37 protein-coding genes and 1 pseudogene are annotated in these 22,857 nt (G+C 69.4%); 10 read left to right on the forward strand and 28 right to left on the reverse strand.

All coding sequences use genetic code 11. The features are described 5' to 3' along the window. The 3 genes from ETD86_RS55800 to ETD86_RS37245 all read left to right on the forward strand — a co-directional run. Positions 1 to 252, forward strand: a 252-nt coding sequence (locus tag ETD86_RS55800; protein ID WP_170223466.1) for a hypothetical protein, incomplete at its 5' end; no start/stop codon positions are given. Between the two features lie 32 nt (positions 253 to 284). Beyond that, positions 285 to 818: a hypothetical protein gene (locus ETD86_RS37240; protein WP_138671346.1), complete on the forward strand. Its 534-nt coding sequence runs from the start codon at positions 285 to 287 to the stop codon at positions 816 to 818. Further along, the gene (locus tag ETD86_RS37245) at positions 815 to 1,222 is read left to right on the forward strand and encodes a hypothetical protein (protein WP_138671347.1); all 408 of its coding nucleotides are present in this window, start codon (positions 815 to 817) and stop codon (positions 1,220 to 1,222) included. The genes ETD86_RS37240 and ETD86_RS37245 overlap by 4 nt, the downstream gene beginning before the upstream one ends. On the opposite strand, the gene ETD86_RS37250 is transcribed toward ETD86_RS37245, so the two are convergent. Beyond that, positions 1,215 to 2,786 carry a hypothetical protein gene (locus ETD86_RS37250; RefSeq protein WP_138671348.1) on the reverse strand — a complete coding sequence of 524 codons (1,572 nt, stop codon included), beginning with the start codon at positions 2,784 to 2,786 and terminating at the stop codon, positions 1,215 to 1,217. The two genes, ETD86_RS37245 and ETD86_RS37250, sit on opposite strands and share 8 nt — an antisense overlap. 239 nt (positions 2,787 to 3,025) lie before the next feature. Here ETD86_RS37250 and ETD86_RS37255 point away from each other — a divergent pair, with 239 nt between their 5' ends. The 5 genes from ETD86_RS37255 (at position 3,026) to ETD86_RS37275 (ending at position 6,488) form a co-directional block, all read left to right on the forward strand. Beyond that, positions 3,026 to 3,541 carry a helix-turn-helix domain-containing protein gene (locus ETD86_RS37255; RefSeq protein WP_138671349.1) on the forward strand — a complete coding sequence of 172 codons (516 nt, stop codon included), beginning with the start codon at positions 3,026 to 3,028 and terminating at the stop codon, positions 3,539 to 3,541. An 84-nt stretch (positions 3,542 to 3,625) separates the two neighbouring features. After that, positions 3,626 to 4,069 (forward strand): hypothetical protein, encoded by a 444-nt coding sequence (locus tag ETD86_RS37260; protein ID WP_138671350.1) that lies wholly within the window; start codon positions 3,626 to 3,628, stop codon positions 4,067 to 4,069. 10 nt (positions 4,070 to 4,079) lie between these two features. Beyond that, a complete protein-coding gene (locus ETD86_RS37265; RefSeq protein ID WP_138671351.1) occupies positions 4,080 to 5,252 on the forward strand; it encodes an MAB_1171c family putative transporter in 1,173 nt (390 codons plus the stop codon). Positions 5,253 to 5,269: 17 nt separating this feature from the next. Then, on the forward strand, positions 5,270 to 5,806 hold the full coding sequence (locus ETD86_RS37270; RefSeq protein WP_246148779.1) for a hypothetical protein: 537 nt from the start codon (positions 5,270 to 5,272) through the stop codon (positions 5,804 to 5,806). Between the two features lie 169 nt (positions 5,807 to 5,975). Beyond that, on the forward strand, positions 5,976 to 6,488 hold the full coding sequence (locus tag ETD86_RS37275; protein WP_138671352.1) for a hypothetical protein: 513 nt from the start codon (positions 5,976 to 5,978) through the stop codon (positions 6,486 to 6,488). 31 nt (positions 6,489 to 6,519) lie between these two features. Here ETD86_RS37275 and ETD86_RS37280 read toward each other — a convergent pair. The 23 genes and pseudogenes from ETD86_RS37280 to ETD86_RS37390 all read right to left on the reverse strand — a co-directional run. Then, positions 6,520 to 6,729, reverse strand: a pseudogene (locus ETD86_RS37280) (Thoeris anti-defense Tad2 family protein); the annotation flags it as partial. A gap of 57 nt (positions 6,730 to 6,786) precedes the next feature. Continuing rightward, positions 6,787 to 7,563: a peptidoglycan recognition protein family protein gene (locus tag ETD86_RS37285; protein WP_138671354.1), complete on the reverse strand. Its 777-nt coding sequence runs from the start codon at positions 7,561 to 7,563 to the stop codon at positions 6,787 to 6,789. 148 nt (positions 7,564 to 7,711) lie between these two features. Beyond that, positions 7,712 to 7,909: a hypothetical protein gene (locus ETD86_RS37290; protein WP_138671355.1), complete on the reverse strand. Its 198-nt coding sequence runs from the start codon at positions 7,907 to 7,909 to the stop codon at positions 7,712 to 7,714. Next, on the reverse strand, positions 7,906 to 8,457 hold the full coding sequence (locus ETD86_RS37295) for a hypothetical protein (RefSeq protein ID WP_138671356.1): 552 nt from the start codon (positions 8,455 to 8,457) through the stop codon (positions 7,906 to 7,908). The genes ETD86_RS37290 and ETD86_RS37295 overlap by 4 nt, the downstream gene beginning before the upstream one ends. Positions 8,458 to 8,549: 92 nt before the next feature. Further along, positions 8,550 to 9,107 (reverse strand): hypothetical protein, encoded by a 558-nt coding sequence (locus ETD86_RS37300; protein ID WP_138671357.1) that lies wholly within the window; start codon positions 9,105 to 9,107, stop codon positions 8,550 to 8,552. Between the two features lie 134 nt (positions 9,108 to 9,241). Then, entirely contained in the window at positions 9,242 to 10,513 is a 1,272-nt protein-coding gene (locus ETD86_RS37305; protein ID WP_138671358.1) for a hypothetical protein, read from the reverse strand. 10 nt (positions 10,514 to 10,523) lie between these two features. Beyond that, positions 10,524 to 11,150: a hypothetical protein gene (locus ETD86_RS37310; RefSeq protein ID WP_138671359.1), complete on the reverse strand. Its 627-nt coding sequence runs from the start codon at positions 11,148 to 11,150 to the stop codon at positions 10,524 to 10,526. Further along, positions 11,143 to 11,523, reverse strand: a complete 381-nt coding sequence (locus ETD86_RS37315) for a hypothetical protein (RefSeq protein ID WP_138671360.1) — start codon at positions 11,521 to 11,523, stop codon at positions 11,143 to 11,145. The genes ETD86_RS37310 and ETD86_RS37315 overlap by 8 nt, the downstream gene beginning before the upstream one ends. A 64-nt stretch (positions 11,524 to 11,587) precedes the next feature. Beyond that, positions 11,588 to 11,941, reverse strand: a complete 354-nt coding sequence (locus tag ETD86_RS37320) for a hypothetical protein (RefSeq protein WP_138671361.1) — start codon at positions 11,939 to 11,941, stop codon at positions 11,588 to 11,590. Beyond that, on the reverse strand, positions 11,938 to 12,309 hold the full coding sequence (locus tag ETD86_RS37325) for a hypothetical protein (protein WP_138671362.1): 372 nt from the start codon (positions 12,307 to 12,309) through the stop codon (positions 11,938 to 11,940). The genes ETD86_RS37320 and ETD86_RS37325 overlap by 4 nt, the downstream gene beginning before the upstream one ends. Before the next feature lie 105 nt (positions 12,310 to 12,414). Then, entirely contained in the window at positions 12,415 to 12,744 is a 330-nt protein-coding gene (locus ETD86_RS37330) for a hypothetical protein (protein WP_138671363.1), read from the reverse strand. A gap of 120 nt (positions 12,745 to 12,864) precedes the next feature. Continuing rightward, positions 12,865 to 13,500, reverse strand: coding sequence for a 3'-5' exoribonuclease (locus ETD86_RS37335; RefSeq protein ID WP_138671364.1), 636 nt, complete (start codon positions 13,498 to 13,500; stop codon positions 12,865 to 12,867). Between the two features lie 64 nt (positions 13,501 to 13,564). Further along, a complete protein-coding gene (locus tag ETD86_RS37340; RefSeq protein ID WP_138671365.1) occupies positions 13,565 to 13,882 on the reverse strand; it encodes a hypothetical protein in 318 nt (105 codons plus the stop codon). Continuing rightward, complete coding sequence (locus ETD86_RS37345) at positions 13,879 to 14,289, reverse strand: hypothetical protein (RefSeq protein WP_138671366.1); 411 nt, start codon at positions 14,287 to 14,289, stop codon at positions 13,879 to 13,881. The genes ETD86_RS37340 and ETD86_RS37345 overlap by 4 nt, the downstream gene beginning before the upstream one ends. A gap of 49 nt (positions 14,290 to 14,338) precedes the next feature. After that, positions 14,339 to 14,578: a hypothetical protein gene (locus ETD86_RS37350; RefSeq protein ID WP_138671367.1), complete on the reverse strand. Its 240-nt coding sequence runs from the start codon at positions 14,576 to 14,578 to the stop codon at positions 14,339 to 14,341. A 60-nt stretch (positions 14,579 to 14,638) separates the two neighbouring features. Further along, entirely contained in the window at positions 14,639 to 14,941 is a 303-nt protein-coding gene (locus ETD86_RS37355; RefSeq protein WP_138671368.1) for a hypothetical protein, read from the reverse strand. A 180-nt stretch (positions 14,942 to 15,121) separates the two neighbouring features. After that, entirely contained in the window at positions 15,122 to 15,325 is a 204-nt protein-coding gene (locus tag ETD86_RS37360) for a hypothetical protein (protein ID WP_138671369.1), read from the reverse strand. Beyond that, a complete protein-coding gene (locus tag ETD86_RS37365) occupies positions 15,322 to 15,510 on the reverse strand; it encodes a hypothetical protein (RefSeq protein ID WP_138671370.1) in 189 nt (62 codons plus the stop codon). Before ETD86_RS37365 ends, ETD86_RS37360 begins: the two co-directional genes overlap by 4 nt. Continuing rightward, positions 15,507 to 15,920 (reverse strand): hypothetical protein, encoded by a 414-nt coding sequence (locus tag ETD86_RS37370; protein ID WP_138671371.1) that lies wholly within the window; start codon positions 15,918 to 15,920, stop codon positions 15,507 to 15,509. Before ETD86_RS37370 ends, ETD86_RS37365 begins: the two co-directional genes overlap by 4 nt. Before the next feature lie 95 nt (positions 15,921 to 16,015). Then, positions 16,016 to 16,372: a hypothetical protein gene (locus ETD86_RS37375; RefSeq protein WP_138671372.1), complete on the reverse strand. Its 357-nt coding sequence runs from the start codon at positions 16,370 to 16,372 to the stop codon at positions 16,016 to 16,018. Then, a complete protein-coding gene (locus ETD86_RS37380; RefSeq protein ID WP_138671373.1) occupies positions 16,369 to 17,520 on the reverse strand; it encodes an AcrVA2 family anti-CRISPR protein in 1,152 nt (383 codons plus the stop codon). Before ETD86_RS37380 ends, ETD86_RS37375 begins: the two co-directional genes overlap by 4 nt. Before the next feature lie 65 nt (positions 17,521 to 17,585). Then, positions 17,586 to 17,939, reverse strand: a complete 354-nt coding sequence (locus tag ETD86_RS37385) for a hypothetical protein (protein WP_138671374.1) — start codon at positions 17,937 to 17,939, stop codon at positions 17,586 to 17,588. Positions 17,940 to 18,010: 71 nt separating this feature from the next. After that, complete coding sequence (locus ETD86_RS37390) at positions 18,011 to 18,484, reverse strand: hypothetical protein (RefSeq protein ID WP_138671375.1); 474 nt, start codon at positions 18,482 to 18,484, stop codon at positions 18,011 to 18,013. A gap of 195 nt (positions 18,485 to 18,679) precedes the next feature. Between ETD86_RS37390 and ETD86_RS59360 the strand changes: the two genes are divergently transcribed. Both ETD86_RS59360 and ETD86_RS60315 read left to right on the forward strand, forming a co-directional pair. After that, positions 18,680 to 18,805 carry a hypothetical protein gene (locus ETD86_RS59360; protein ID WP_281287022.1) on the forward strand — a complete coding sequence of 42 codons (126 nt, stop codon included), beginning with the start codon at positions 18,680 to 18,682 and terminating at the stop codon, positions 18,803 to 18,805. 200 nt (positions 18,806 to 19,005) lie between these two features. Then, entirely contained in the window at positions 19,006 to 19,446 is a 441-nt protein-coding gene (locus ETD86_RS60315) for a GNAT family N-acetyltransferase (protein ID WP_425465679.1), read from the forward strand. Positions 19,447 to 19,770: 324 nt separating this feature from the next. On the opposite strand, the gene ETD86_RS37400 is transcribed toward ETD86_RS60315, so the two are convergent. The 4 genes from ETD86_RS37400 to ETD86_RS37415 form a co-directional block, all read right to left on the reverse strand. Next, positions 19,771 to 20,016 (reverse strand): hypothetical protein, encoded by a 246-nt coding sequence (locus tag ETD86_RS37400; RefSeq protein ID WP_138671376.1) that lies wholly within the window; start codon positions 20,014 to 20,016, stop codon positions 19,771 to 19,773. Between the two features lie 70 nt (positions 20,017 to 20,086). After that, positions 20,087 to 20,269 (reverse strand): hypothetical protein, encoded by a 183-nt coding sequence (locus ETD86_RS37405; protein WP_138671377.1) that lies wholly within the window; start codon positions 20,267 to 20,269, stop codon positions 20,087 to 20,089. 66 nt (positions 20,270 to 20,335) lie between these two features. Then, positions 20,336 to 21,823, reverse strand: a complete 1,488-nt coding sequence (locus tag ETD86_RS37410) for a hypothetical protein (protein ID WP_138671378.1) — start codon at positions 21,821 to 21,823, stop codon at positions 20,336 to 20,338. Positions 21,824 to 21,897: 74 nt separating this feature from the next. Further along, complete coding sequence (locus ETD86_RS37415) at positions 21,898 to 22,779, reverse strand: hypothetical protein (protein ID WP_138671379.1); 882 nt, start codon at positions 22,777 to 22,779, stop codon at positions 21,898 to 21,900. Between the last annotated feature and the right edge of the window lie 78 nt (positions 22,780 to 22,857).

Genomic DNA, 22,857 nt, shown 5'->3' on the forward strand with positions numbered 1-22,857 from the left:
GATGCTCCCATCACCTTCGAGGAGGTCGAACTGAACGACGAGGTGCGGTTCGTCACGGAAGGCACCTACCGGACCGGCGTTGTCATCGACAAGACCAAGAGCGGCGTCCACCTGCGCATCACGTCCGGGAGCGTGAGGCGCGGAGGCAACACCTCCGCGCGCATCCTGGGCCGAACGTGGGACACGCGATCGGTGACCTTGGTTCGTCGCGCCGCCAGCGGTGAGGCCTGCTCGACCGGCGGGACATCGTGAGGACGCCGCGAGGCTGCCGGCCGGTTCTTGCCATGGACGCCGACGACGTTCTGCTGCCCGCATCTCCCAGCGTCGCCGCCCGAGCCGAAGCCGGCGGGATGCCGGTGTACGAGCAGCGCCGCTACATCGGGCCGGGCCCGGACAGGGAGCCTGTCAACGGCCTGGTCCTGGTCAATCCCGCGCATGGGGTGTGGCTGCGCGCGATCGCCGCCCTGGACGTTGAGATCGCGTGGGCTACATCGTGGCATCAGACGGCCAACGCCCTCCTCGCGCGAGCGTACGACCTGCCGGACCTGCCCGTGATGAACGTCGGCCCGTACGACAGCGACACCCGATTCGGCTGTTCCCTCAAAAGCGGGGCGATCCTCGAACATGTCGGCGATCGCCCGCTCGTCTGGGTGGACAACGTGTTCGGTGGCAAGGACTCCGGATGGGGCGAGGACCGTACCGCAGCGGGCTCGCCTACGCTGCTCATCCACGTCGACGCCTCCGTGGCCCTGGTGAAGTCGCAGATGGACGCCGTGACCAGGTGGCTCACCGACCTGCGAGAGACGGCGCCGTGGTGACGTCCGCACCTCCGGAGTTCGTGCCCTTCGATGCTGGCCACCAGCAGCTCATGGACCACCTGGACGACCTGGTCGCAAAGGTGCCCGGCTGGTATCACGTCGGCCGGGTCAGCGCCTATCTGCATCTGTACCGGTACCAGCTGGCGGGCAGCGAGCGCCGGTCCGTTTCGGTGGAGGTGCCCGCCGGAGGCACGGAGGACTTCGCCGATTACCGGCCGTTCTGCGCCGAGGCCGCCCACCGTATCAACGCCGTGGCGCTCGGCATCCCGCACGAGACCATGCACGAGGCCGTGCACCGCCTGGTGCGCATCGCCTGGCGGTGTGAGGATGATGCGGATCACGCTGATATCTACGCCATGGCCACGGGCCGCCAGGCCGGCTCGCCCCCGGATCGGGTCACCTGATCACGGTGAGGTCTCCCGGTGGCGGTCCGGCATCCTGCTGAACTCCTAGGGAGTCACCGTTGAGCGACGGCGTCTCGATCGACGGTGACGGCGCCGACGTCGGCATGGTCGCCAGTAGTTCGGATGGCGAAGCTGCTGGCGACGGGCTGCCGGTCGGCGGACCTGCTGGCGTCTGCGTCAGCGGATCGGGAACGGCTGTCGGTGTCGGGGACAACGTCGGCTCCGTGGTCGGTGTGTATGTGGACGAGGGCGAAGGGCTCGGTGTGGGAGTCGGTGTCGAAGGTAGGTCCGGGGTGCTGGTCGAACTCGAAGAGGGAGTCGACGGAGACGGGCTGGGAACAACACCCGGGTCCGTGTGCACCTGCGGCGTCGGCGTGTCGGCGCTCGTCGGCTTGGCGGTCATCGTCGGCGTTACCGTGTCCGCCGTTGTCGGCGTCGTCTGTGGCTTTGTTGCGGCCGGCGAAGAAGATGGGCTTTGGGACGTCACGGCTGGCGATGACGCAACTGCACCTGATGGTGAGGCGGCGGAGGCGGTTGGCGAAGGCGTGGGCGTCGCCTCGGCGTCCGGCTCGTCGATGTCCTCCACGAGAGTCGGGGATGGGGTTGGGCTGGTATACGTGAGCAGCGCGGGATCGCCCGGCTGTTCAGCGAACAGGTCCGGCCAGGAGTTCGTCACGTCCTCAGCGGCCTGGTGTGCAGCCGGCGCGGCGGCGATCGCAGGAGGCACCACGACGAGTGTGGTGGCCACCGGGGCCGACACTCCCGCGAACACTTCGACGCTGGTGACGACGCCGACGGTTACCTTCGTCATCGCCGTGGCGACAGGGCCGGACGAGGTGGCGCCCGCGCTGGCTACGCTGCCCGCCTGTGTCGTTCCGGACCACACGCTGCTAAGGGACGACAGCCCGCTTCCGGCGCCGTTGCCGAGATGCACGGTGGCCTGCTCCAGGCCGGGAACGGTGGGGGCGGCGGCAACCCGGCTCGCCACCGCGGCGGCCATGAAGCCGCCGGCGGCCAGCGTGATCGTGTCCAGTTCGACGCCGTACTTGGCGACTACCCAAGTCACGCTTGCCACCGCGGCGACACCGCTGAGCCGTACACCGATCCAGCGCATGAGTGCTCGCAGCTGATTGCCGGTGCGGCGGGCCTGCGCGCGCGTGGCGGAGAACGCCTCGGTGTCGTTGGCGAGGGCGTCGTAGGCTTGCTCGGCCCTGGCGAAGGCGTCCACGATGTCCGCCATCTGCCCGTCCGTGAGCATGTGCTTGTCCACCCATGCCCGGCTGACGGGCTTGCCACTCTGATCGCCGAGGCGGGTGCGGGAGACGATCTGCTTGACCTCGACGCCTTCGTCCCGCAGGCGCTTCATCCCCATGCCGATGATGTGCCTTAGTACGGCCTGCCGCAGTTTGGTGCGCTCCTGCTCGCGGCCCAGCGCCGCCACGGCGGTGTCAAGGAACGCCCGGGCTTCGTTGGGACGCCCCTGGACCTTCTCCCAGAAGCGAACGGCGTCGGAGATGAGCATCTCGTCGAACTGCTCGCGGCTTGCGGGGTCCAGCTCGTTCAACGCGCGTCTCTCCAGGTCTCGGGGGCTATGGAGATCGCACGTCCTGAGCGTCTACTCAGGACGCACATTCAGGACATGCCTGTTCGGCCGCGCTTCACGGCCGGAGGGACGATCTTCTGGCAGACCCTCCCATTTGTCAACTGAGCCGACACAATGGACACAAGCTGTGTACTGTAGGCGCACACAGAACACATAGGTTGGACGGCTGACCTAAGAGACATGCCGGGCGTGAGGAGCGGATGGAAGTGGCAACCTTTGCCGAGCGGCTGGCGGAAGCGATGGACCGCCAGGGCTTGTCCGCCCGTGCCGTGGCCCGCGCGTTGAAGGCCAAAGGGTACAAGGGCGTGGGCTTCTCCAATGCGTACATCAGCGCGCTGATAAAGGGAAAGAGCACCAATCCCGGCATTGAGACCGTGAATGCACTCGCGGACCTGCTTGGCGTACAGCGAGGCTGGCTTCTGGGCGACGACCCCGCCGAACCCCTCACCGAAGAAGAGCGGCGGCAGGAGGATCACATCCGCCAGCGCGTGGAAGCGGTGGGCATCGAGTACATCGCCGAACGCTGGAACGGCATGGACGCTCTCAAGCGTGTGGCCCTCGTCAAGATCGTTGACGCCGTCTTCGAAGCTGAAGGCCTCGGCGAAAGGCCACGCCAACCTGAACCGGGCACGAGCAACGTCACCCCTGCGGCCGACCATGGCGATACCCAGGCGAGCAAACGCGGCAGCGACGATCGCGATGTAGACGGAAGTTAGAAGGGGCTGTCGGAGACCCCGGGTAGTCTGTCCGGGCTCCAGCCGAAAGGTCACACATTGCCGTCCCCTGCGCTCCTGGCTGCCTTGCTCGAGGCGCCCATCCCCTATCCGTTCACGCTGGATGCGTTCCTTGATCGCATCCGCGATGTACGACAGCGCCCGCTGCACATGCATGACCTGCCCGACGAAGCGAGGGGCGCTGTGACGGGGCTATGGCTCGGCACCAAAAACGCGGACCACCTCTTCGTGGACCCAGGCGCCTCCGGGCTGCTGCGAGTCAATATCGCGCTCCACGAGGTCAGCCACATGCTCCTGAAGCATGGCCGCGTCGGAGGCGACGCTGAGGTGTTCATCCGGCGCATGCTCGGCCCCATCATGGCGGCGGGACGCGGCCGCTACGAAACCGAGTGGGAACGTGACGCCGAGAAACTCGCAGCCCTGATCTTGACGCGCGCCCACACCCCTCCGCCTCAAGACGGCGACGAGGGCCTGCACCGCTTATCCAGAACCTTCGGCTACGAATCATAGGGAGCCCGGCATGACCTGGGTGGACTGGTTACTCCTGATCATTCTGTGGGGGGCTTCGATCTCCCGCGTTCGGCCTGCCTTACACGCCCTGAAGCATCGGACATCGCTCGAGCAGGTGATGCTGTGGGGAGCGTTCACCGGCATGGCCTTGTCCCGGGTGGTCACGGCGCCGCCGGTCGTAGCGTGGATGGACGCCACCACCGGCACCGAACTGGCCACGCTGCTGCGACACCTGACCGGTCTGGCCTCGGCGACCAGCTTGCTCGCCTACGTGGAGGTGATCACGCGCAACGGCCGGCCGTCGCGGGCCCGCTGGATCTGGCCGATCGCCGCCGTGGTAATGGCCGTCCTGACGGCGATGTTCATCGCCAGGGGCGGCCGCATCTACTGGGTGGACGGCGCGCACGCACCCTTCCCGACCGCGTCTTCCGGGCGGGTCTACCTCGCGGTGTTCGATTCCTGGCTGATGACCTGCCTGGCGTCGGCCGGGTGGATGTTCGGCGGGTACGCGCGAGTGGCACCGCCGTTGCTGCGGCTCGGCCTGGTGCTGTCCACGATCGGCATGGTCGCCGGAGTGATCAACCGGCTGCACGTCATGACGATCAACCTCGTGACGTTGTTCGATCCGGACACCACCTTGCGGGAGATCCCCATCCTTGGGCGGGTGACGCTCGTCATCTGCCTGTTCGGGATTACGGCCGGCACGTCGATCCCGGCGTGGCGGGCGGGCGTCGCGCGGTGGCGGGAGTTCACCGCCCTGCGGGAGCTGCGGCCGCTGTGGAAGGCGCTCATCGACCAGTACCCCGACGTGAAGCTCAAGATGGACGTGCCGCTGCAGACCCGGGTCGTGAGGCGGGTGCTGGAGATTCAGGACGGCATGCTCAACCTCACGTCCGTGATCACGCCGCCGGAGAGCAACGACCCCCGAGTGGCGGCCGAATGGGTCGCCGACGCCTTGAAGGATGCCCGAGCGGGGGCGCCGTTCAACGCGCCCGCAGGGCAGATCCCTGGCCCCGGCCCGGACGAGAACGACTCGGACACGGGCGCCAGCCCGGGGACCGAGACTCTCGATGCCATGAAGCGACGATTTGAGAGGGAGACCACGTGGTTGCGCCAGGTCGCGACGCAGTACAAGCAGCAGAGGGCGCGGCGCGGCCGCAGCGTCGCGCGGCTCGGCTCCTGACGGACCTGTTCGCGCCGATGTGGATCGTGATCAGCTTGCCGCTGGTGGTGGGCGCGGTCACATCGGGGTGGGCCGGGTTCGGCTGGGGCGTCCTCGCCGCAGCCCTGTGCGGTGGCGTCCCGGCCGTGATCATCTTCGGCGGGGTGCGGAAGGGCTGGTTCGGCGACTGGCACATCGGGGAGCGCAGCCAGCGGCCGAAGCTGGTTGCCGTGATCGTGGCCTTGGTCACGGTCGCGCTCGGGCTGCTCGTGGTGCTCGGCGCCCCGCAGGTGATGGTGGCGTGCGTGGTCATCATGCTCGCCACGCTCGCCGTGGTGGGCCCGATCACCCTCCGCTGGAAGATTTCATTTCACACCGCTGTGGCCGGCGGGTCGGTGGTGATGCTGGCGTGGGTGCTGCCCGCGCCTGTCGTGGTGCTCGCGGGCGGCGCGGTGGTGGTGGCGTTGATCGGGTGGGCTCGCGCGGAGATCCGCGACCACACTCCCGCCCAGGCTCTCGCGGGTGCCATCGCTGGGGCCGCAGCCACCGCGGTCACCCTGACCGTGATGCTGTAGCGCTGGGGGAGCCTTCGGCGCGAAGGCTCCCCTTCTGTCGTCCGCAGGCGGTAGCCTGGCGTCGGGCGCCTCGGCCTCATTGCCGCCCCATTGGGCGTGGTTGTTCCCCGGCTCCGGCTGGGCTCCATTTCCGGGCGCCCATCGTTCAACGTGAACGAAGGAGCCCGTCATGCGCCGCCCGGCCAACGCCAACCCGCGCCTCACCCCCGACTGGTTGCGTCGCCGCTACCTGCGAGAGCGCGCCCCGGTCGAGACGATCGCGGATGACGCCGGATGCGACGTGTCCACGGTGTACCGGGCGCTGACGCGGTTCGGCATCCCGCACCGGGGCAGCCACAGCAGCTCCCGGCCGACCTGGGGCGACATCCTGACCAGTGAGTTCCTGCAGGCGCGGGTGGAGGCGGGCTGGAACATGTCGGAGATCGCCCGCGACGCGGCGGCCGCCGCCGGCGGCGGGGGCAGGTGCTCGTCCTCAACGGTGATGTGGTGGTTGGCCAAGCGCGGCCTGCTCTCGGTTGATGACCCTCGCGCTGACCGTGCTGTGGCCTGGTACCGGGATGAAGATTGGACGCTGCAGGAGATCGCGGATCAGCTGCACGTCACCAAGCGACGGGTGACGATCTGGCTCATGGCGCGGGGTGTCGAGCTGTACGGGCCTGGGGCGCCCCTCCACGAGGAGTGAGCGCCCGGCCTGGTCTGCTCATGCCGATCGGTCACACAACGGCCCAGTCGTCGGCGTCCAGGTCGGACTGGGACGCAACCCACGGGACGATCCGGCCGTCCGCGGTGAACATGTCGATGTGCGGCTGGTAGGTGACCGTCCGGCCGACGAGTTCGGGCGCAGCCTGGCCGAGCGGGCGCCGCGCGTCAACGGTGATGGTTGAGCCGGGCACGCGGACGATCCACATGCCTTTGCCGTCCCACCCGGCGCGAGTGGACCCTGCGGCCGGCCTTCAGGACGTTGAGGGCATCAGCGAAGGTCACTTCGCCGTCGCCTTCTGGGCGGCCTGCCAGGTGGTCTTGTCCACCGAGCCGGTCTTGAGCACGCCGGCCTTCCCCTGGAACGTGCGGGTGATCGCGGCCGACGCGGGCCCGTACAGACCGTCGACGTCGATGTCGTAGCCGAGCGCGTCCATCCGGGCCTGCCACTGCGTGACGTCGGCCCCCTGCATGAGGGCCTTGCCTTTCTTGTAGACGAGGGTGCGCGACCAGGAGACCGGCTTGGCCGGCTTGCCGTCGAGCTCGTCCTTCACCATGGCGATGAACACATCCCAGGGGAACTTGCTACCGGGGTCGGTGTGGGAGCCGGTGCCGGGGTAGGCGCGGGTGACGTCCACGTGGCCGCAGATGCCCTTCTTGCCGGCCGCGACCTGGGCCGGGGTGAGCTTCTTGACGGGAATGTCGTACTTCTTCGCCCAGCTGGCGACGACCTTGGCGGCGTTGGCGAGGGTGGCGCGGGAGAACGTGTCCAGCCAGTCGGCGCGTGTCTGGCGGGCGTAGCCGCTCAGTTCGACATGCAGGCCGTCGGCGTTCGCGTTCGGCGCGCACCAGGCGGTGTCGTTGTCGTCTACGCAGCGGACGGTCGAGTTGTTGTCGACGCACACGTGCGCGCTGGTGCGGGGCGCGCTGGTGGCGAACCACTTGGCTACGTTCTCCGCGGTCGTGGGCTTCTCCGGCGCTTCCATGCTGTGAATCACCAGGAGGCGGATTTTGCGGATGCGGCCTTGCGTGAAGTAGCGGGCTTGGATCTTCTGCACGGTACGACTCCCCCGAGCGTTGACAGGTCGTCGCGCAGGGTGCCGGGGCTGTCCGCTTACGTCGCATCGGGTGGTGCCGGCCGCCGCAGGAACGGGCGCGCCTCCGTGGCGCCCGCTCCCGCAGCGGTCCTTCGCTGGCTGGGCAGCGTTACTGGTGGCGTTGCTCGTGATCGTCGAGCGGCCAGTCGATCTCGTTGTAGCCGAGCGAGTAGGCCCAGCAGGTGCAGCAGCTGCGGCCGTGCTCGCGGCCGGTGCGGCGGGCGAGGTGCTCGTGCAGACCGCGGAGCCAGGCCGGCGGGCCCTTCTCCGCGGCCGCGAGAAGCTCGGCGACGTCGCCGGCGGTCATGCCTGCCGGGTCGGGATGTCGAGGCCGGCGGCGCGATGTGCCTCCTCCAGGGCCTCGGTGCGGTCGCCGATCAGGAAGCGTTCCATGGTGCCGCGCGGCGGGCACCAGCCGCGCCGCTGGGGGTTGCGGTCCCAGTAGTCGCCGCCGGGGCGTCCGCTGCGGATCACCCAGGCGGTCCCGTACGCGATCACGTGGACGGCCTGGGCGGGATCGTGGCCGGACTGTCCGGGCGGGATGGGATGGATGGTGTAGTGGGTAGCCAGGTCGGCGTACGGGTCGGCGACCGTGAGGCCGAAGTCAGCGAGGAACGCCTCGAGGAGGACCTCGGCGCGTTCCTGCGCCTGCTCCAGGCTCGGGTAGTCGAGGGGGCCGGGCATGCCGATGTAGTTGCTGAGGGCGAACGGCTTGTCCCGGTCGAGGAGGGTGCCGGTCACGTCGTGGGCGCGGGTGATGGTGAAGGCGCGGCTGCCGTTGAAGGTGCCGATGGCGACGAGGGAGTCGGCGTGCCAGTCGCTCCAGCTGAGCCGCTTGGGGCTGCGGTCAGTCATGAGGGCCTGCTTTCGTGAGAGGTCGGCGCGGGGGAGAGAAAGAATGTGAGGTGGGGCGGAAGTGCACAGGCTTCCGCCCCACCGAGGGCAGGTCAGCGGTCGAGGCCGACGACGGAGCGTGCGGCGGCGTAGGCTTCGTCGAAGGGGCGCTGCACCGTGGCGGGGTCGTCGAAGTCGTACTCGGCGATGTCGCCCTGCTCGTCCAGTTCCACCCAGGCGCTCTTGTCGTAGTTGAGGATCGGTCCCGCGGGGCTCTCGGATCGGATCGCCCAGCCGTACGGACCGCGTTCGACGTAGGCGCGGCGGCTGGTGTCGTAGCTGTCGTCGGTGATCGGGACGGTGTTGCCGTCCACGGTGAAACGGCTCACGTCGGCGATGCCCGGCAGCAGCATGAGGCGCACGTTCGCGAGCAGGTCCTGGGCGCGGGCCTTGCCGGAGGGGACACTGATCACGCCGACTTGGCTGGCCTTGCCGGCTGCGGTCGGCAGGGCGCAGGTGAGCAGCCAGGCTTTGACCGGCCGTCGGACGTCCGTGCCGTCGCCGGACGGCGGCGACTTTCGCGCAGGCGTGATCGCGAACAGCTCGACGCCGCCAGCGCGGCCGACGCTGCTGCCGTCGGGCTGGTCTTCCCAGAGGAGAGGTGGGAACACGAGAGAGGGACTCCTTCATCGGGACGGAAGAGACGAACGCCGGAAGGGGCGGAAGTGAGCCGGGGTGGACGCCGAGACCGGCACCCCCCCGAACGCTCCACCCCTTTAACGTCTTAAATAGTACAGGATAGTTATTACTTTGGCGAAGCTGAATGGGAGCTCAGGCCGAGGATGCGGTGGGCGGTGTCCAGCGCGGCTTCCTTGCTCATGACGAACCGCTCCAAGCCGCCGCCGTCGATGGTGTCCCAGTCGCCGAGCTTCCCGTCCCAGAACGTGTCGGCCCGCTTGCCGCTCACCACCACCCACTGGTCCTCGGGCACCCGTACCTCGAAGCTGTCCCTCCCCCGCAGGATCGACACCGGACGGTACCGCTCCACGTGCACGGTGTCTCGGCTGGCGACGTAGTCCTCAACGCTGGGCGAGCGCTGGTGAATGGTGTACCGGCTCACCAGCTCGGCGTACGGGTCGCCGTCGTCGTGGTCGCGGATGGTGGTGCGCTCGTAGTCGAGGCCTGCGAGATGGCGGGCCAGCGTCAGCGCCTCCGCTTCGGTTCGTACATAGGTGGGGCCATCCTCGGCGTAGCTCCAGCTGCCGTTCCACCAGCACGCGTCGTGGTTCCAGACAGGGCCGCTCTCGTCGCCCTTACGGATGATGTAACCGCCGCGGTGCGGGATCACGAGCGTCGTGATCGGCCAGCCGCCGGGATCGTCACCGTCGAAGCGGTAGCGGCGTGCACGCTGCGGCTCCGGCTTGGCAGCCCGTACGGCCGCCGCGACCACCTGGGCGATGTCGTCGATGTGACCGCTGTCGGCCAGCCGGAGCAGCGCCTGGCGCGTCGGCTCGTCCACGACGGCAGCGGCGCCGCCGTCGGCGCCGTCCAACGCGTCCAGGATCGGCAGCAGCCGGACGGCGGCCGCCGCGAGAGCCTGATCGGAGGTCAGGAACGCGGCGAACGTCAGCAGGGACGCGCCGTCACGCCGGGGCTCGGGGCTGGCCATCCCTGTGATCGTCTCCTCCGGTGGCCACGGGGGCTGCTGGGCGTCGTCCTGCTCGTCGTCGGGAAACGTGGGATCTCCGGTGAAGACAGCTCTGCCGTCTCTGGCCTCGATCGTGACGACGTCGCTCGGGTCGTCGCCGGTGTAGGTGATCACGCCGTCGAAGGTGTGGCCGGGGAAGTGATCGATGATGGTCTGCAGCTGGCCGGCCAGGTCGCCGAAACGATGCGGGTACTCCTCCGCGGCGACGACGGCGCCGATGCCACGGAGGCCGTCCTCGGAACACGTCTGGAAGAGAAGGTCGACGGGCGGCCCGTCGGCGCGCCGCCCGTGCACGAGGGGATTCGCCGCGGTGCCGGGGAGCGGCGGAGTGATGCGGATGCGGCCTTCGGTCTTGAACGTGGCGCCCATGCGGGTCCTTTCACGGGTGAGCGATGGTCATGTACTTGGATCGGGCGTGCAGACCCACGGGGGCTTCCGGGTCAACCGCCAGCTCGACCAGGGCGGGGGTGGCACGCCACCTGCTGCGTTCGACGTAGCGGGCGATGCGCAGCGCGCCGTTGTCCGGGTGGGGCTCGCCGAGCTCTACGAATTGCCACGTCACGACCTGGCCTGTGGTGAGGTAGCGAATCTGCACCATGGTGCCCGGCTCCAGTGCGCACCAGGGGGTGTCGTCGTCGGGCATGTCGTCCTTGCTGCGGTCATACGCGGCACCGCTGGGGCCGTAGAAGTCCTCCCACAATCCGGTGACTTCGTCCTCGGCCAGGTCGAACAGGCGGGGCGAGGCCTGCCGCGCCTCACCGGCGGCCTTGTCCTCGGCGTCGCGGGCGAGGTCGAGTGCCTGCTTGGCCTCGTCGTACCTCTTCTCGGCGCGCTGGCGGTCCTCGGCGGTGCCGTAACAGCCGTTGTGCTTGCGATCGAACTGCTGCGCTTCGGTCAGCACCTCCTCGGCGGCCTCCAGCGAGCGCTGCGGGCAGCGAACGAAGCGCGCCAGCGCCAGGTAGGCGTCCACCATGGCGTCTCCGGTGACGACGAGCTGATCACGCATGGCTGGTCTTCCATCCGTCCGGGGTGAACTGTCGAAGAAGGCCGTGGATGGCGTGGGCGCCCTCGGCCCTGCGGGTCTGGTGCGCCTGGCGGGGCGGATGCCAGGTGAGAGTGATCCGCAGCGCCCGTCCCTTCTGCTTGGACACGTACAGCACGCCGTCCCACGGACAGCCGGCGTTGTACAGGGTCAGCGCCCATGAGGCGCCGTGCGGGGCGGCCGGCACTCTGACTGCGAAGCCTGCCGCTTCGAGTTTGGCCATGATGCCCCGGCTGATCCGGTTCGGCTGGAACTGTGCAACGCGGGGACCGGCGTCGTCTTCCGTGGCCAGGGCGGCATGGTCGTCCAGGTCGTGGGGCCGGTCGTGGTCGATCACGTGGCGCTCCTCGGGGATGCGTGAGTGGCGTGAGGGGAATCGGCCCGGCGGAGCGCCGGGCCGATCAGGCGAAGAGGCGGCGGAGCTCGTCAACGGCATCCCGTGCGGAGTGACAGGTGAGGCCGCTGGCCTGACCACCGTCATCGGGAAGTACGTCGTAGGCGGCGCTGCCGTGCGGGCAGATGGACACCAAGACGATGCCGAACTCGTTCGCGTAGCCGCGCACGATCACCTCGGTCCAGTCGGTGGAGGGCGGCAGGCTGGTGGGGGGCGGGCACGGCAGAGGGCGCCGTTGCTGAGCGAGGGCGGTCGCTTCCGTGCGGGGGATGGCGAGGCTGTAGTAGTGCTCGCGGTCCAGGAGTTCGCGCAGGTGGGCCGCGCGCTCGGCGATGGCGGCGGTGGGAGTGATGGCGCTCATGCTCGCGCAGCCTCTCGGGGATTGTGCAGGGCGTTGGCGGGGTCGTAGGGCTGATAGGCGTCGGTGAGGATGCCGTCGGCGACGGTCACCAGCAGGACCTCGCCGACCTCCGCAGGAAAAGTGATCGTCCCAGCGAAGGTGTGGTCAGGGTGGAGCCGCATGATGCGCCTCACTTCAGCCGCCGGGTTGAACACGTCGCCCCCTTCGGGGCCCACCCATGTGAGCGCGGTGGCGACCGGCCTGTCGTCGGTTTCCAGGTGGAAGACGACGTCCACGGGGACGAGGCGGCCGTGCCTGTGGTTGCTGGACAGGTGTGGGCTGGCCGGGTCGATGTCGGTCAGCGGCAGCGGGGGCGTGATGGTGATCATGACCGTTTCGGGAGGGATGGCTGATGTCGGGGTGCGGGTGGCGGCGGCGCGAGTCGCCGCCGCGGGGTGCCCCTCCCCCGCTCTTGGCGGGAGAGGGGGCGCGAGTCAGGACCAGAGCGCTTCCGCCTGCCCGTCACGAACTGTCACGGTCAACGTGTCGCCGTGGGTGTCGTGAAGGTCGAGGCTTCCGGTGAGCGTGTGAGCGTCACCATGCGTAAGGAGCAGGATTTGAACGTCCTGGAGTGCGTAGGTGACGGGGTTGCCGTCGTCGAACGCCGCCGCTTGAAGCGCGACGGCGACGGTAACGCCGTCGCGCTCCTCCAGTTGGAAGACGACGGGCGACGGGGTCAGATGGCCGGGGGTGTGGTTCGCGGGCAGGTGCGGGCTCGCGGGGTCGATGCTTGCGAGAGGCAGTGGCGGCGTGATGGTGATCATGGGGGTTCCTTCCGTGGTGTCGAGTCGAGCAGGACCGGAAGAGGTCCCCCCTTCCACGTATTAAATAATACAGCAGAGTTATTTTGTGGGCAAGTTGGCGCCTTGTCCGGTCGGCGGCGGTCACCCGGCCGGGAGCCGGCGCGCGTACAGCATCCACGCCTCTTCGTCGCCGTTGCCGTCGCGTGAGTCCCACTTGATGACCTCGTAGAGGCGTCCGTTGATCGTGATCCGCTTGTTCGCCAGCTCTTCGAGGTAGTCCCCCACCTGCTGGTTGTGGCGGGCGTCGTGAAGAGCGTGATGCCGTCCGGTCGTCTGCTCGGGCAGGGGCGGGTTGCCGAGCCTGGCCACTTCCTGCTGCAGGTCGTTCGTACGGTCCGGCACGCCCGGCGGCAGCTCCATCATGGGGCGGCCGGCAAGCCAGGACAGTCCCACGTGGTCGAAGGCGGACCAGTCGCCCCACAGCTCGGGGTCGGGGAACGACGTGATGAACGCGTAGACCTCAGCGGCGATCTGCTGCCGCGGCTTCACGTCCGGATGCCACGGGTCGAGCCAGCGGTGCGGCCGGACCGGGCCCGGATATCGCGGCAGGTGCGGAATCACCTCGGGGCGCAAGAACTTGTCCCAGTAGATCGACGCCTGCGGCATGTCGCCGTTGATGGCGTAATACTCGCGCTCGCCGGCTACCAGGCCGATGGAGACTCCTTCGATGCTGTGACCGGTGTCGAGGAACTCGGTGTCGTAGTAGATGCGGGTCAACGTTGCTCCTTCAGGGGATGGCCGGGGGCCGTGAGCTTGAGGCAGGAGTTCGTGGCATGGGTCGTCAGTTGTCGTCCAGGGCGGTGAGCGCCTGCTGGAGGGCCTCGGCGGCGCGGTCGTTGCCGTCGAGGGTGAACATGTCGCGCAGGTCGGCGACGAGCTGGAGGGCGACCGCTCCCCTGTCGCCGGCCACACCCATGTCAGGGAAGGCACCCGGCTCGTTCGGCCGCCGGTGCTCCGGCAGCAACCAGACGTGCAGGCCGACGGTCTTGCGGGCGCGCTGGGCCGCCTGCTCGGCGCGGGTGCGCTCGGCGCGCTCGTGGGCGTCCCGCTCCCGGTAGGCGAGTTCGGCGAGCGCTTTGTCGAGGTTGAGCCGGATCAACGGGGGTCTTCTCCTTCAACGGGCGGGACGAGCCAGGTTTCATCCCAGGGCAGGTCAAGGTCGTCGGCGAGGCTTCGCGCGGCGCCGTCATACTCGGCGGCGAACGCCTCCAGCGTGGTGCCGTACTCGGCGCAGACGGCCCGCATCCTGTCCAGGATGTCGGCGTGGCTGAGCGGGGTGAGCAGCGTGGCGTCGTCGCGCCGCCAGCGTTCGCCGAACTCCTGGACGGGGCCGGCCGCGTAGAAGATCCCGGTGAGGAAGGCGCCCTCCCAGGTGATGCGGCCGATCAGCGGGCGCGGCGCGTTGACGACGCTCCAGCCGTCGGCGGCGATTTGCTCGGCGTGCTCGGCGGGCCAGGTGTCCTGGAGCACGAACCGCTCGCGGGCAAGGGGGCCGGGGTTGGTCATCGCGTTCCTCTCGGTCGGGACATTGGGCCGGATGGTTCTCTGTTGCAGGTCACGGACAGCCGCACGCGGCGGCGTCACGGGTGAGGACGGTGAGTTCTTCACCGGCGAGGTGGGCGATCGTGTAGGTGCCGTCGGCGTTGTTGATGTGGAGCCAGATCGGTGTGAGCGGGCCGGTGAACAGCAGCCCCGGCCTGAGGGTGGGCGTGTGGTGGCTGGTCTGGACGATGTGCAGCACTGCCGGGCGCGGGGGTTCGACTGCCGGCGCTGCCGGGTTCGGCGACGTGGTCATGGTTTCCGTCCTGGGCGGCTGTCGCCCCCGCCGTGGCGGCGGGGGCGACAGGGGCGGGTGTCAGTTGAGCCGGGATACGACGGCGCGGAGGGCGTGCAACGCGTACTTGCGCATGCTGTCCTCGCCGGACCAGCCGTTGACGGTGGTTTCGTACTGGAGCGGCCTGTACGGGTCGTCGAGGCGCGTGTACCGCGTGGTGACGTAGTACGAGGAGGGGTGGGTGGAGATGGTCACGCCGTCGCGGGTGACTGCGGCCGGCATGCGGAAAATGTGGGCGCCGCCGTGCGGGCTGTACGTCTCGGTGATGCCGTCACCGTGGTCGGTGATCGTGGGCTGGCAGCTGCTGTCGCACACGTGGTTCATGCATGTCCTCCTGGTCCGTTGCGCAGGAAGATCGCCCCTCCCTGCTCACACAAATATAGTACAGGGCAGTTATTTACGTGTCGATTCGGCTGCCGTCGGCGGGCGCGTGCGTGGCTGAGCATGCGCGCGACCCGCCGTACGGGCCCTGCGCGGCGGCCCACCCGACCGGCCTGTTCTGCGTCACGTGTCCCGGCGCTGTCCAGCCTGGTGCCGGTCGGCGACCAGGACGACCGCGGCCAGGAAGAGCCGCCCGGCGGACCAGTCCCCGCGGTAACTTCGCAAGCTGGCAGGCGCGGGAGCGGCGGGAACGTCGCGGGACGTGACGAGCGCCTCGGCGACGGCGTGGGCGGCCAGGAGGAGTTCCTGGTTGTGGGCCAGGCTCATGACGCGGGTTCTCCTGCCGGGGGTTTGCCCAGCCAGCGGGTTTCGCCTGCCGGGATGTCGTTGCGTCTGCGGATGGCGCGGATCTCGTGAGGCGCGAGTTCGAGCTGGGCCGCGATCGTCGGGTCGTCGCGGCCGGCGGCCGCGAGCTGAGCGACCAGGTCCACGAGCGCGTCCTGATTGATCACGTGAGCGCCTCGGTGCGGCCGATGCGGCCGGCGAGCGCATCCTTCAGCTTGGTCAGGCGGGCCGCGCCGAACCCGGCGACGTCCAGCAGCGCGACGTCGGTGTACCTGTCGAGGTCCTCAACGGTGATGATCGGCGGCTGTGCCTTGGCCAGCGGCGGCAGGACGTACCGGGCCAGCTCCGGCAGGAGCTCGCGCAGCTTGCCGCCCGCGGGAAGCCCGGCCTGGGCGGTCAGCTCCTTGACGGGGATGTGGCGCGGGCAGTGGTCGCCGGTCTCGTCACGGCGCCAGCCTGCGCGGCGCAGGGTGGCGCGGGCGGCCTGGCCCATGTCGTCGCCAGCGATGGCGCGTTCATCGGTGGTGCCGCAGTCGCCGCAGACGATGCTGATCGGTTTGAGGTCTTGCTGGGACACGATGTTGCCTCTCGTGGTCGTGGTCGCTGGTCGGAGGCGAAGGGACGGGAGGACCGCGCGCCGTGCCGAGGCGGTCTCGCATGGCGCGCGGTTCATCAGACGGGGCAGCAACCCCACGCGCGGCACGCCGCGATCCTCTCCCGTTCGATTCGCTCGGCCTCGAGGCGCGCGTACGTGTACTTGCGCAGAGTGATGCTGCGAGCGATCTGGAAAGCGGTGCGCGACGGCACGTTGTACAGCCGGGCGAAGTAGGCCACCTTCGCCGCTCGGGCTTCCGAAGCGGCTGGCTCGCGGAAAACGCCGGCGGCGCGGCAGACGATCTTGGCGAAGGGAGGATAGACGCCGGGCCGGTAGGTGACGCCGTTTAGGGTGACGTGGTGCTGACTCAAGGGCCGGCCTTTCGTCGGACGAACAGGGCGGGGTGCGCCCCCGGCGGCGGGGGCGCGGGTCATCCGACGGGGATGACGGTGGTGGTGTCGGCGTCACGGCCGTGGAAGTTCACCGGGATCGGAGACAGCCAACGGATCTTGCGCAGAGCGCGGCCCTTGCCGTGCCGGTAGGTGTGAAAGTGAGCTTTGCGCACGTGCGGGCGGCTGCTCTGCCCTGTGGACCCCGTGGACGAGCGGCGGATCGCCGCCCGCCAGGCGCGCAGCTGCGCGCCAATGCGGTAGCCAACGTTCAGCACGCGCGCGGGTTTCGGCTGCTGGCCTGGGCGGCTGCTCCGGCGGCGGTTCGCCGGCGCACGGGGGGCGGCGACGATGTCGGCGTTCTCCGCGCACAGGTAGATGATCAGCGAGACGGCTCGCCGCAGCATATGGGCGATGTCGCCGGTGACGCTGATCTCGGCTCCGGTGGAGGCGTTCTCGGGCACGCGGTCGCCGTACTCGGCTACGACGTGGTCGATGAGCGTCGCGATGGACTGGTCGTCCTCCATGGTGAACGCGATGTGCGTCCAGCGCAGGTCGACCGCGCCGTTGACCATGTGCGGCCGCCCGTCGGGACCGTACGCGATGCCGGCGAACATCAGGCTGATCGCCGCGCGATGGTCATCGTGTGTGGAGCATTGTCCGACGCTCAGGATGTCGCTCGCGACGGCCGCGACCATCCCAAGCCCGGTCGTGTTGGCTCCTGCGGCGTCTGACGTGGGCAGGTGACCCGTCACGAACACGCCGACGATGTGCTCGACGAGGTCGCCTTCGCGGTTGAGCACCAGCGGCTCGGGAAAGGCGATGAACGGGTCGTTGTGGGGTAACTGGTCGAACAGGTTCGCGGGCAGGATGTCGCCGGGGTCGGTGTCGCCCACTTCCTCCCACAGGGTGCGGTCGATGGCGTACGCGATGCGGTGCCGCCGCCACAGCCGGACGGCGGCCTGCTGATGCCCAGTGAGGACGAGGTGCGTGCCCCTGCGAGGGTTGCGGCGTAGCAGGCTGGCGACGTGGGCGGGGATCGGCGGGGTGTGGCCGTTACGGGCCGCGTGGCCGACGGCGTCGATGTAGGAGCGGTCGGGCTGGTCGAAGGAGCGGAGGGTGCGCTGGCTGCTCGTCTCGATCATGGCGACCAGGTCGGCGGCGGACGCGGTCATGCGGACGTGCGAGGACATGGGGAAACTCCGGGTGGGTGAGACGGGGCTTTCGGCGTGAACGGGGCGAGCAGCGCGGCGGGTGGTCAGCGAGCGGGTCCCCACGCGGAACGGTCGAGGATGACGCAGGCCATCTCGGCGGCCTGGGCGTGTCCGCAGGCGACGTGCCACAGCACCTTCTTGGTGAGGGCGTCATCCATGGCGGCGCCGTACACGCCCGCGCCCTCGTCGTAGAGCTCGCGCAGCCGCGTCAGGCAGTCGCGCACGTCGTCGAGTGTTTCCACCTCGTTCGCGCGCATCACGCCCATGAGGTTCGACGCGGAGACGGGGTGGGGCACCGGCTGAGGTTCAGTGGTGCGCCGCGTGTGCTCCCATCGGCACGGCCGCCCGGCCTTCGCGTGGCAGGTGGTGCAGGGAGGCTGATGTGCGAGAACGGTCACGTCAGGGACTCCTTGAAAGGAGGACGCCGCCCCGGCTGCAGCTGGGGCGGCGTAACGGATAGGGGGAACAGTCAGGCGGTCGCGGTCTGGCGTGCGCCGGTCGCGGTGACGCCCTGCGCCGCCTCGGCGCGGCGCCTCTCGGCCTCCTCCTCAACGTGCTTCTGCGAGGGCATCTGGCCGAAGGCGACGTTCAGCCACCAGCGCAGCGACTTCGCCGACACGTACGCCATGAGGTGGCCGGGGAAGTTCTCAGCTGACGCGATGGAGTAGATGACCCGGTCCTCTTGGGCGTCGAGCCACTCCTGGAGGGTTTTGCCGAGAACGGAGATCTCGGGAACCTGCTCGGTGGTGGGTTCGGTGTCGCCGTCGAGGGTGCCATTGGCGACGTACATCTGGATGTACGCCTGGCGGGCCTCGATGACCGCGAGGGCGAGCGGGTACCAGCCCTCGGCTCCGCTGGTCAGAACAGCCTTGTCGACTTCCGCGTGGCGGGCGCGGGCGATGGTGTTGTACAGGCGGATGGGGGTGACGTTGCGGCGCGGCATGCAGGCGTTCCTTTCGGCGAGCAGACAAGGGGAATCACTCCCCCTTTCTTGCACTTCTATAGTACAAGATAGTTAATTCTTTGGGAAGTTGGCGGTGCCCGGCCAGGCCTGCTTCACCCGCCCGTGCGGGGCGGCCCGGGGAGCCGGCCGCGGGGATCTTGCCGCGCGCACAGCCGGCCTGGCAGGCTCGCCATCATGACGAGATACGGGAACCACGGCAGCGGCTGGACCGCGAGCGACTCGGGCGGCTGGGCACCTGCGAGCGTGGGCGGCGGCGTCCGCCACACCGGCGGCATGCTGCGGCACCTGGGCGGCTGGTAGACCGGGAGGCGCAGCGGAGGGCCCGATCCTGCGGGGTTCGGGCCCTCCGCTGTGTCGGCCCATTTCGCTGGTCTCGGGCGTGGGACCGCCATCGTGGTTCAGCTTTGGGCCGCGAGGCGGACGGGGTCGCGATGTGACCTCAACGCCGAATCCGCCGGCAGCGGCGGCAGCCCGGCGATGACCTTGCGAGCGAAGCGCGGATCCGGTTCGTAGCGCAGATCCATCGTCGTCACCCGCAGGCGGGCCGCGGCCACATCTGGCATGTCCGGGCGAGCGACGGTGAGCCGCACGCGGCACAGGCGCGGATCAGAAGTCGGCAGGGGTTCCACGGCCACGATGGGGGCCTCCGTCACCCACTGGCTCGGCCGGTACAGGCCGGGCGAGCGCTCGTCGTCGGTCCAACCGGTGAAGACGCGGCGGGGCCGGTCGAGCCCGTACGGGTCGAGCAGGTCGAGCAGCGCGGCCTCGTCGTCGGCGGGGACGCGCAGCCGGGTGGCGTCCTCGCGGTGGGCGCGCGCCCGGGCGCGGCATGCTCGGCGGCTCGTGTCGTGCCAGTCCCATCCGCACAGGCAGGTGGCGAACGACTCGTCGCCGCGTACGACTGCGCCGCGCCGGTTGATCCTTTCCGAGCGCGCCCATGAGTGCGCCGTGCGGGTCTGGTGCCGGGCGGGGTCGCTGCTGGCGAGGGCGGCCCGCAGGCGTGCGAGCACGGCGGCGTGCGGATGACCGGGATCGTCGAGGCCTCGCCAGGCACCGTACCGGAGCATCGTCGCAAGGTCGGCGCGCTGGTCGCTCAGGTCGGCCAGGCGGTCCTGGCCAGACGGCTCGGGCGTGTGACGGCCGGCGATCGAGCGCGTGTTGGGCATGAGGTGTTGCCTTTCAGTACGGAGGCGCGGGCGAGCGCGGAGGCGCGGCGCCGCCGAAGGGCGGGTGCCGCGCCAGGAACGGTCAGGGGCGGGGCCGGGCTATGAGAGCTCGTAGAGGAACAGCTCGCCGGGGTCGTCCCAGCCGCCGGTGCCGTCCTTGTCGGACGTTCCGGTGGCGTCGGCGCGGGCGAGCAGCTCGGCCACCTCGGCGGGGTCGGTGCCGCCGTCGGCGTACAACTCCTTGAGGGCCGCGCGGTTTCCCTCCCAGGTCGTTCCCATGACGACGGTGGAGAAGATGACGTACACGTCGACGTTCGGGGCGGGCTTGAGGACGTATCGGGGCATGTGGGTCTCCTCAGGTGCTTGCATAGGCAAGGCGGAGACTGCGCGTATGCGCCGCCCCCGCCTTATGGGGTCAGCTTCGGGGTGTGCGGCGCTCGCGGCGGCGGGCGCGGAACGCGGGGCGCAGCCGTTTGACGTAGATCCGTTCGGCCATGTCGTAGACGCGCGGGACGACGACCTTGCCAAGCAGCACACCCAGCCAGAAGCACGCGAGGCCGCCGACGGCAGCCTTGATGAAGACGTCGATGCCTTCCATGCCGCCCCCCTTCCATCTCCCTTGAGCTACACAAAAAGCATACAGGAGAGTTATTTTTATGAGAAGTCAGCCATTGCGAGGGTGGAGCGAGTAGCGGCGGATGACCGCCTCGGCGAGCGACTGCGGCGAGTGGCACACGTCGCCGTCGTCGTCCGGCTGCATCTGGCGCGCGAGGAACAGCGCCAGTTCCTTGTAGGCGTCCAGGTCCGGAACGCGCGCCTGCTGTGCCTTCAGGGCGACCACCGCGGCGAACTGCTCGGCCTGGTCCGGACTCCACGCCCACTCCCCTACGTACACGCGGCCGGGCTCCTGGCTGACGAACGGGAACTCCGGCTTACCGGGGCCCACGGCCGGCCAGTTGGTGTCGTGGTCGACGTGCACGTACGGCAGCGTGATCGTGTCCGGGTGCCGGTCCTCGGTGGCGTTCTCCCACGTGACGGCGCTGATGCGGCGCACGGTCCAGACGGGCTCGGCGTGACGGTCGATCGGCACGCGCTTGCCGGCCCAGCCGTCCGGATCGCCCCACGTCCACGCGTCGGACGCCACGAACGCCTCGACCGAGCCCCACGCCTGCTCCAGGGTTTCCGGCTGCCATTCGGGTTCGTACAGGCCGGCAACCTCGTAGCCGGCGAAGCCGGGCCAGAACCACATCAGCGCGAGGCCTGCGGGCCGCCAGATGATTTCCCACTCGCGTGCTGGATAGCCGAAACCCTCGGGGGTCAGCCAGGTGAACGAGCCGCCGTTCTCGCCCGGCGTGAACGTGACGTCGACGACGGGGGCCGGCGCGTCGGTGCCGGCGGCGGTTCCAGTACGGCGGACGTCCCACCGGCGCGGGCTGCCTTCGATCACGGTGTAGCCGTGCGGGTGGTGCTCGTCGTCGAAGTGTGAGTCCCAGGCGTCGGAGGCGATGAACTCCTTGACGATCTTCCAAGCGGCGTCGAACGTGCGTGGCTGATCGCCGGTGTGCAGCGTGACCGGAGAGGAGTGGGGGCCGCTGGTGAAGAACACCTCCAGCCGTCTGGCCGGATGCCAGAGGATCGACCAGTCGGGGCGGCGGTCGGTGAGCTCCGCGGGGCTACTCCAGCGGAAGACGGCGCCGTTGCCGGCGTTGCCTGCGTCGTCGTCCAGGACGCAGGTGACGTCGATGACATTGCCGGGCCGCGCGGGTTCTGCCGCGGTGCCGATGACGCGGTTGACGGACCATACCGGGTCGGCGTCGGGTTCGATCCAGAGGCCCGTTCTCGTGGGGAAGACGGCGTCCCAGCTGTCCGCGGCGACGAATGCCTCGACGATCTGCCATGCGTCGGCGAGCGTGCGCGCCTTCTGGCGGGCGTGCAGGCCGACCGGCGGGCGGGAGTAGTCGTCGAGGTTCACGTACAGGTTGCGGCCGTCCGCAGGCCAGATGATCGTCCACACGGGAAGGCGGTCGTCGAGGATGGCGGAGTAGTCGTTGGGGACGCGCCAGACGAAGGCGCCGCCCTTGCCGGGGTGCATGGGGTCGTCCGCGGTGAAGGTCACGTCGATGGTGGCGGGGCGGCCGGTGCGAGGGGTCACGGGGATAGGCCTTTCGGGTGTGCGGGTGCTGGGTGTCGAACGGTGAGGCCGCCCGCCTTGGCGGGCGGCCTGCGCTAGAGGCGGTTGTGCTCCTCGGAGCCGACGATGACGTAGCCGCGGCCCTGGCAGGCGTTACATCCCTTCGCCGAGGCGGCGGTGACGATGCCGGTCCAGTGGGCGATCTGCTCGTCCCATGCCTTCCGTGCGGCGCTGTAGGAGCTGCCGGAGACGCCGTCAGGGACGGCCAGGGAGAGGCGGCGGGTGATGGTGATCTCCCGCTGGACCTTCTTGCCGCGGCGGCGCGGTGAGTAGATCGGGGTGACCCACTCATGTTCGGGCACCTGCAGTGGCACCTTGATGGTGACGTCGAGCTTCCGCTCCTGCTCGTGGCAGTACTCGACGTGCGGCATCTCCCGGATGCGCGCCTGAAGTGCGGCGCGTAAGCCGAACAGGTGGCCAGGGAACAGGAAGTGGTACTCGGGCCGCCGGGTGAGCTCGGTCGGCAGGCTGGGGTGCCACGTGCCAGCGGCGTCGTCGGGCGGGAAGGGTCCGTCGGTGAGTACCGTCCAGGGGCCCGGCACGGTGATGACGTCCGGGTCGACGCCCTCGTACGCGGGCGTGTACAGCTGGTACCAGATGTCGCTGGCGTCGGCGCGCTCGCGGTACTCGTCGGGGGTGAGCGTGCCGGGGAAGCGGGGAGACTCGGCCGTGGGGTCGCTCAGCGTGTAGCCGAGGATGCGGTCGGGGCGGGGAACGTGCACGGCGATTCTGTGGGGGCCGACGCTGTCGGCGGCGTACCAGCCTGGGCGGCGGAGCGGGGTCATCGGTTGGTCGTCGGCGTAGACGGTGATCGTGTCGCGGCCGTTGAAGCGGTGGCCGAGGGCGTCGCCGACGTAGTACATGGAGCGGCCCTTGTGGATGAGGACGAAGCGCTCGTTGAGGCCGAGGTCGGTCATCAGATGCCTTTCAGGTGTGTACGGTCATCAGCGGCGTCGATCGCGCGCTTGTCTTCGCTGCGGTCAGCGGCTCAGCTC

Source organism: Nonomuraea turkmeniaca (assembly GCF_005889735.1).
Classification (GTDB): Bacteria; Actinomycetota; Actinomycetes; order Streptosporangiales; family Streptosporangiaceae; genus Nonomuraea; species Nonomuraea turkmeniaca.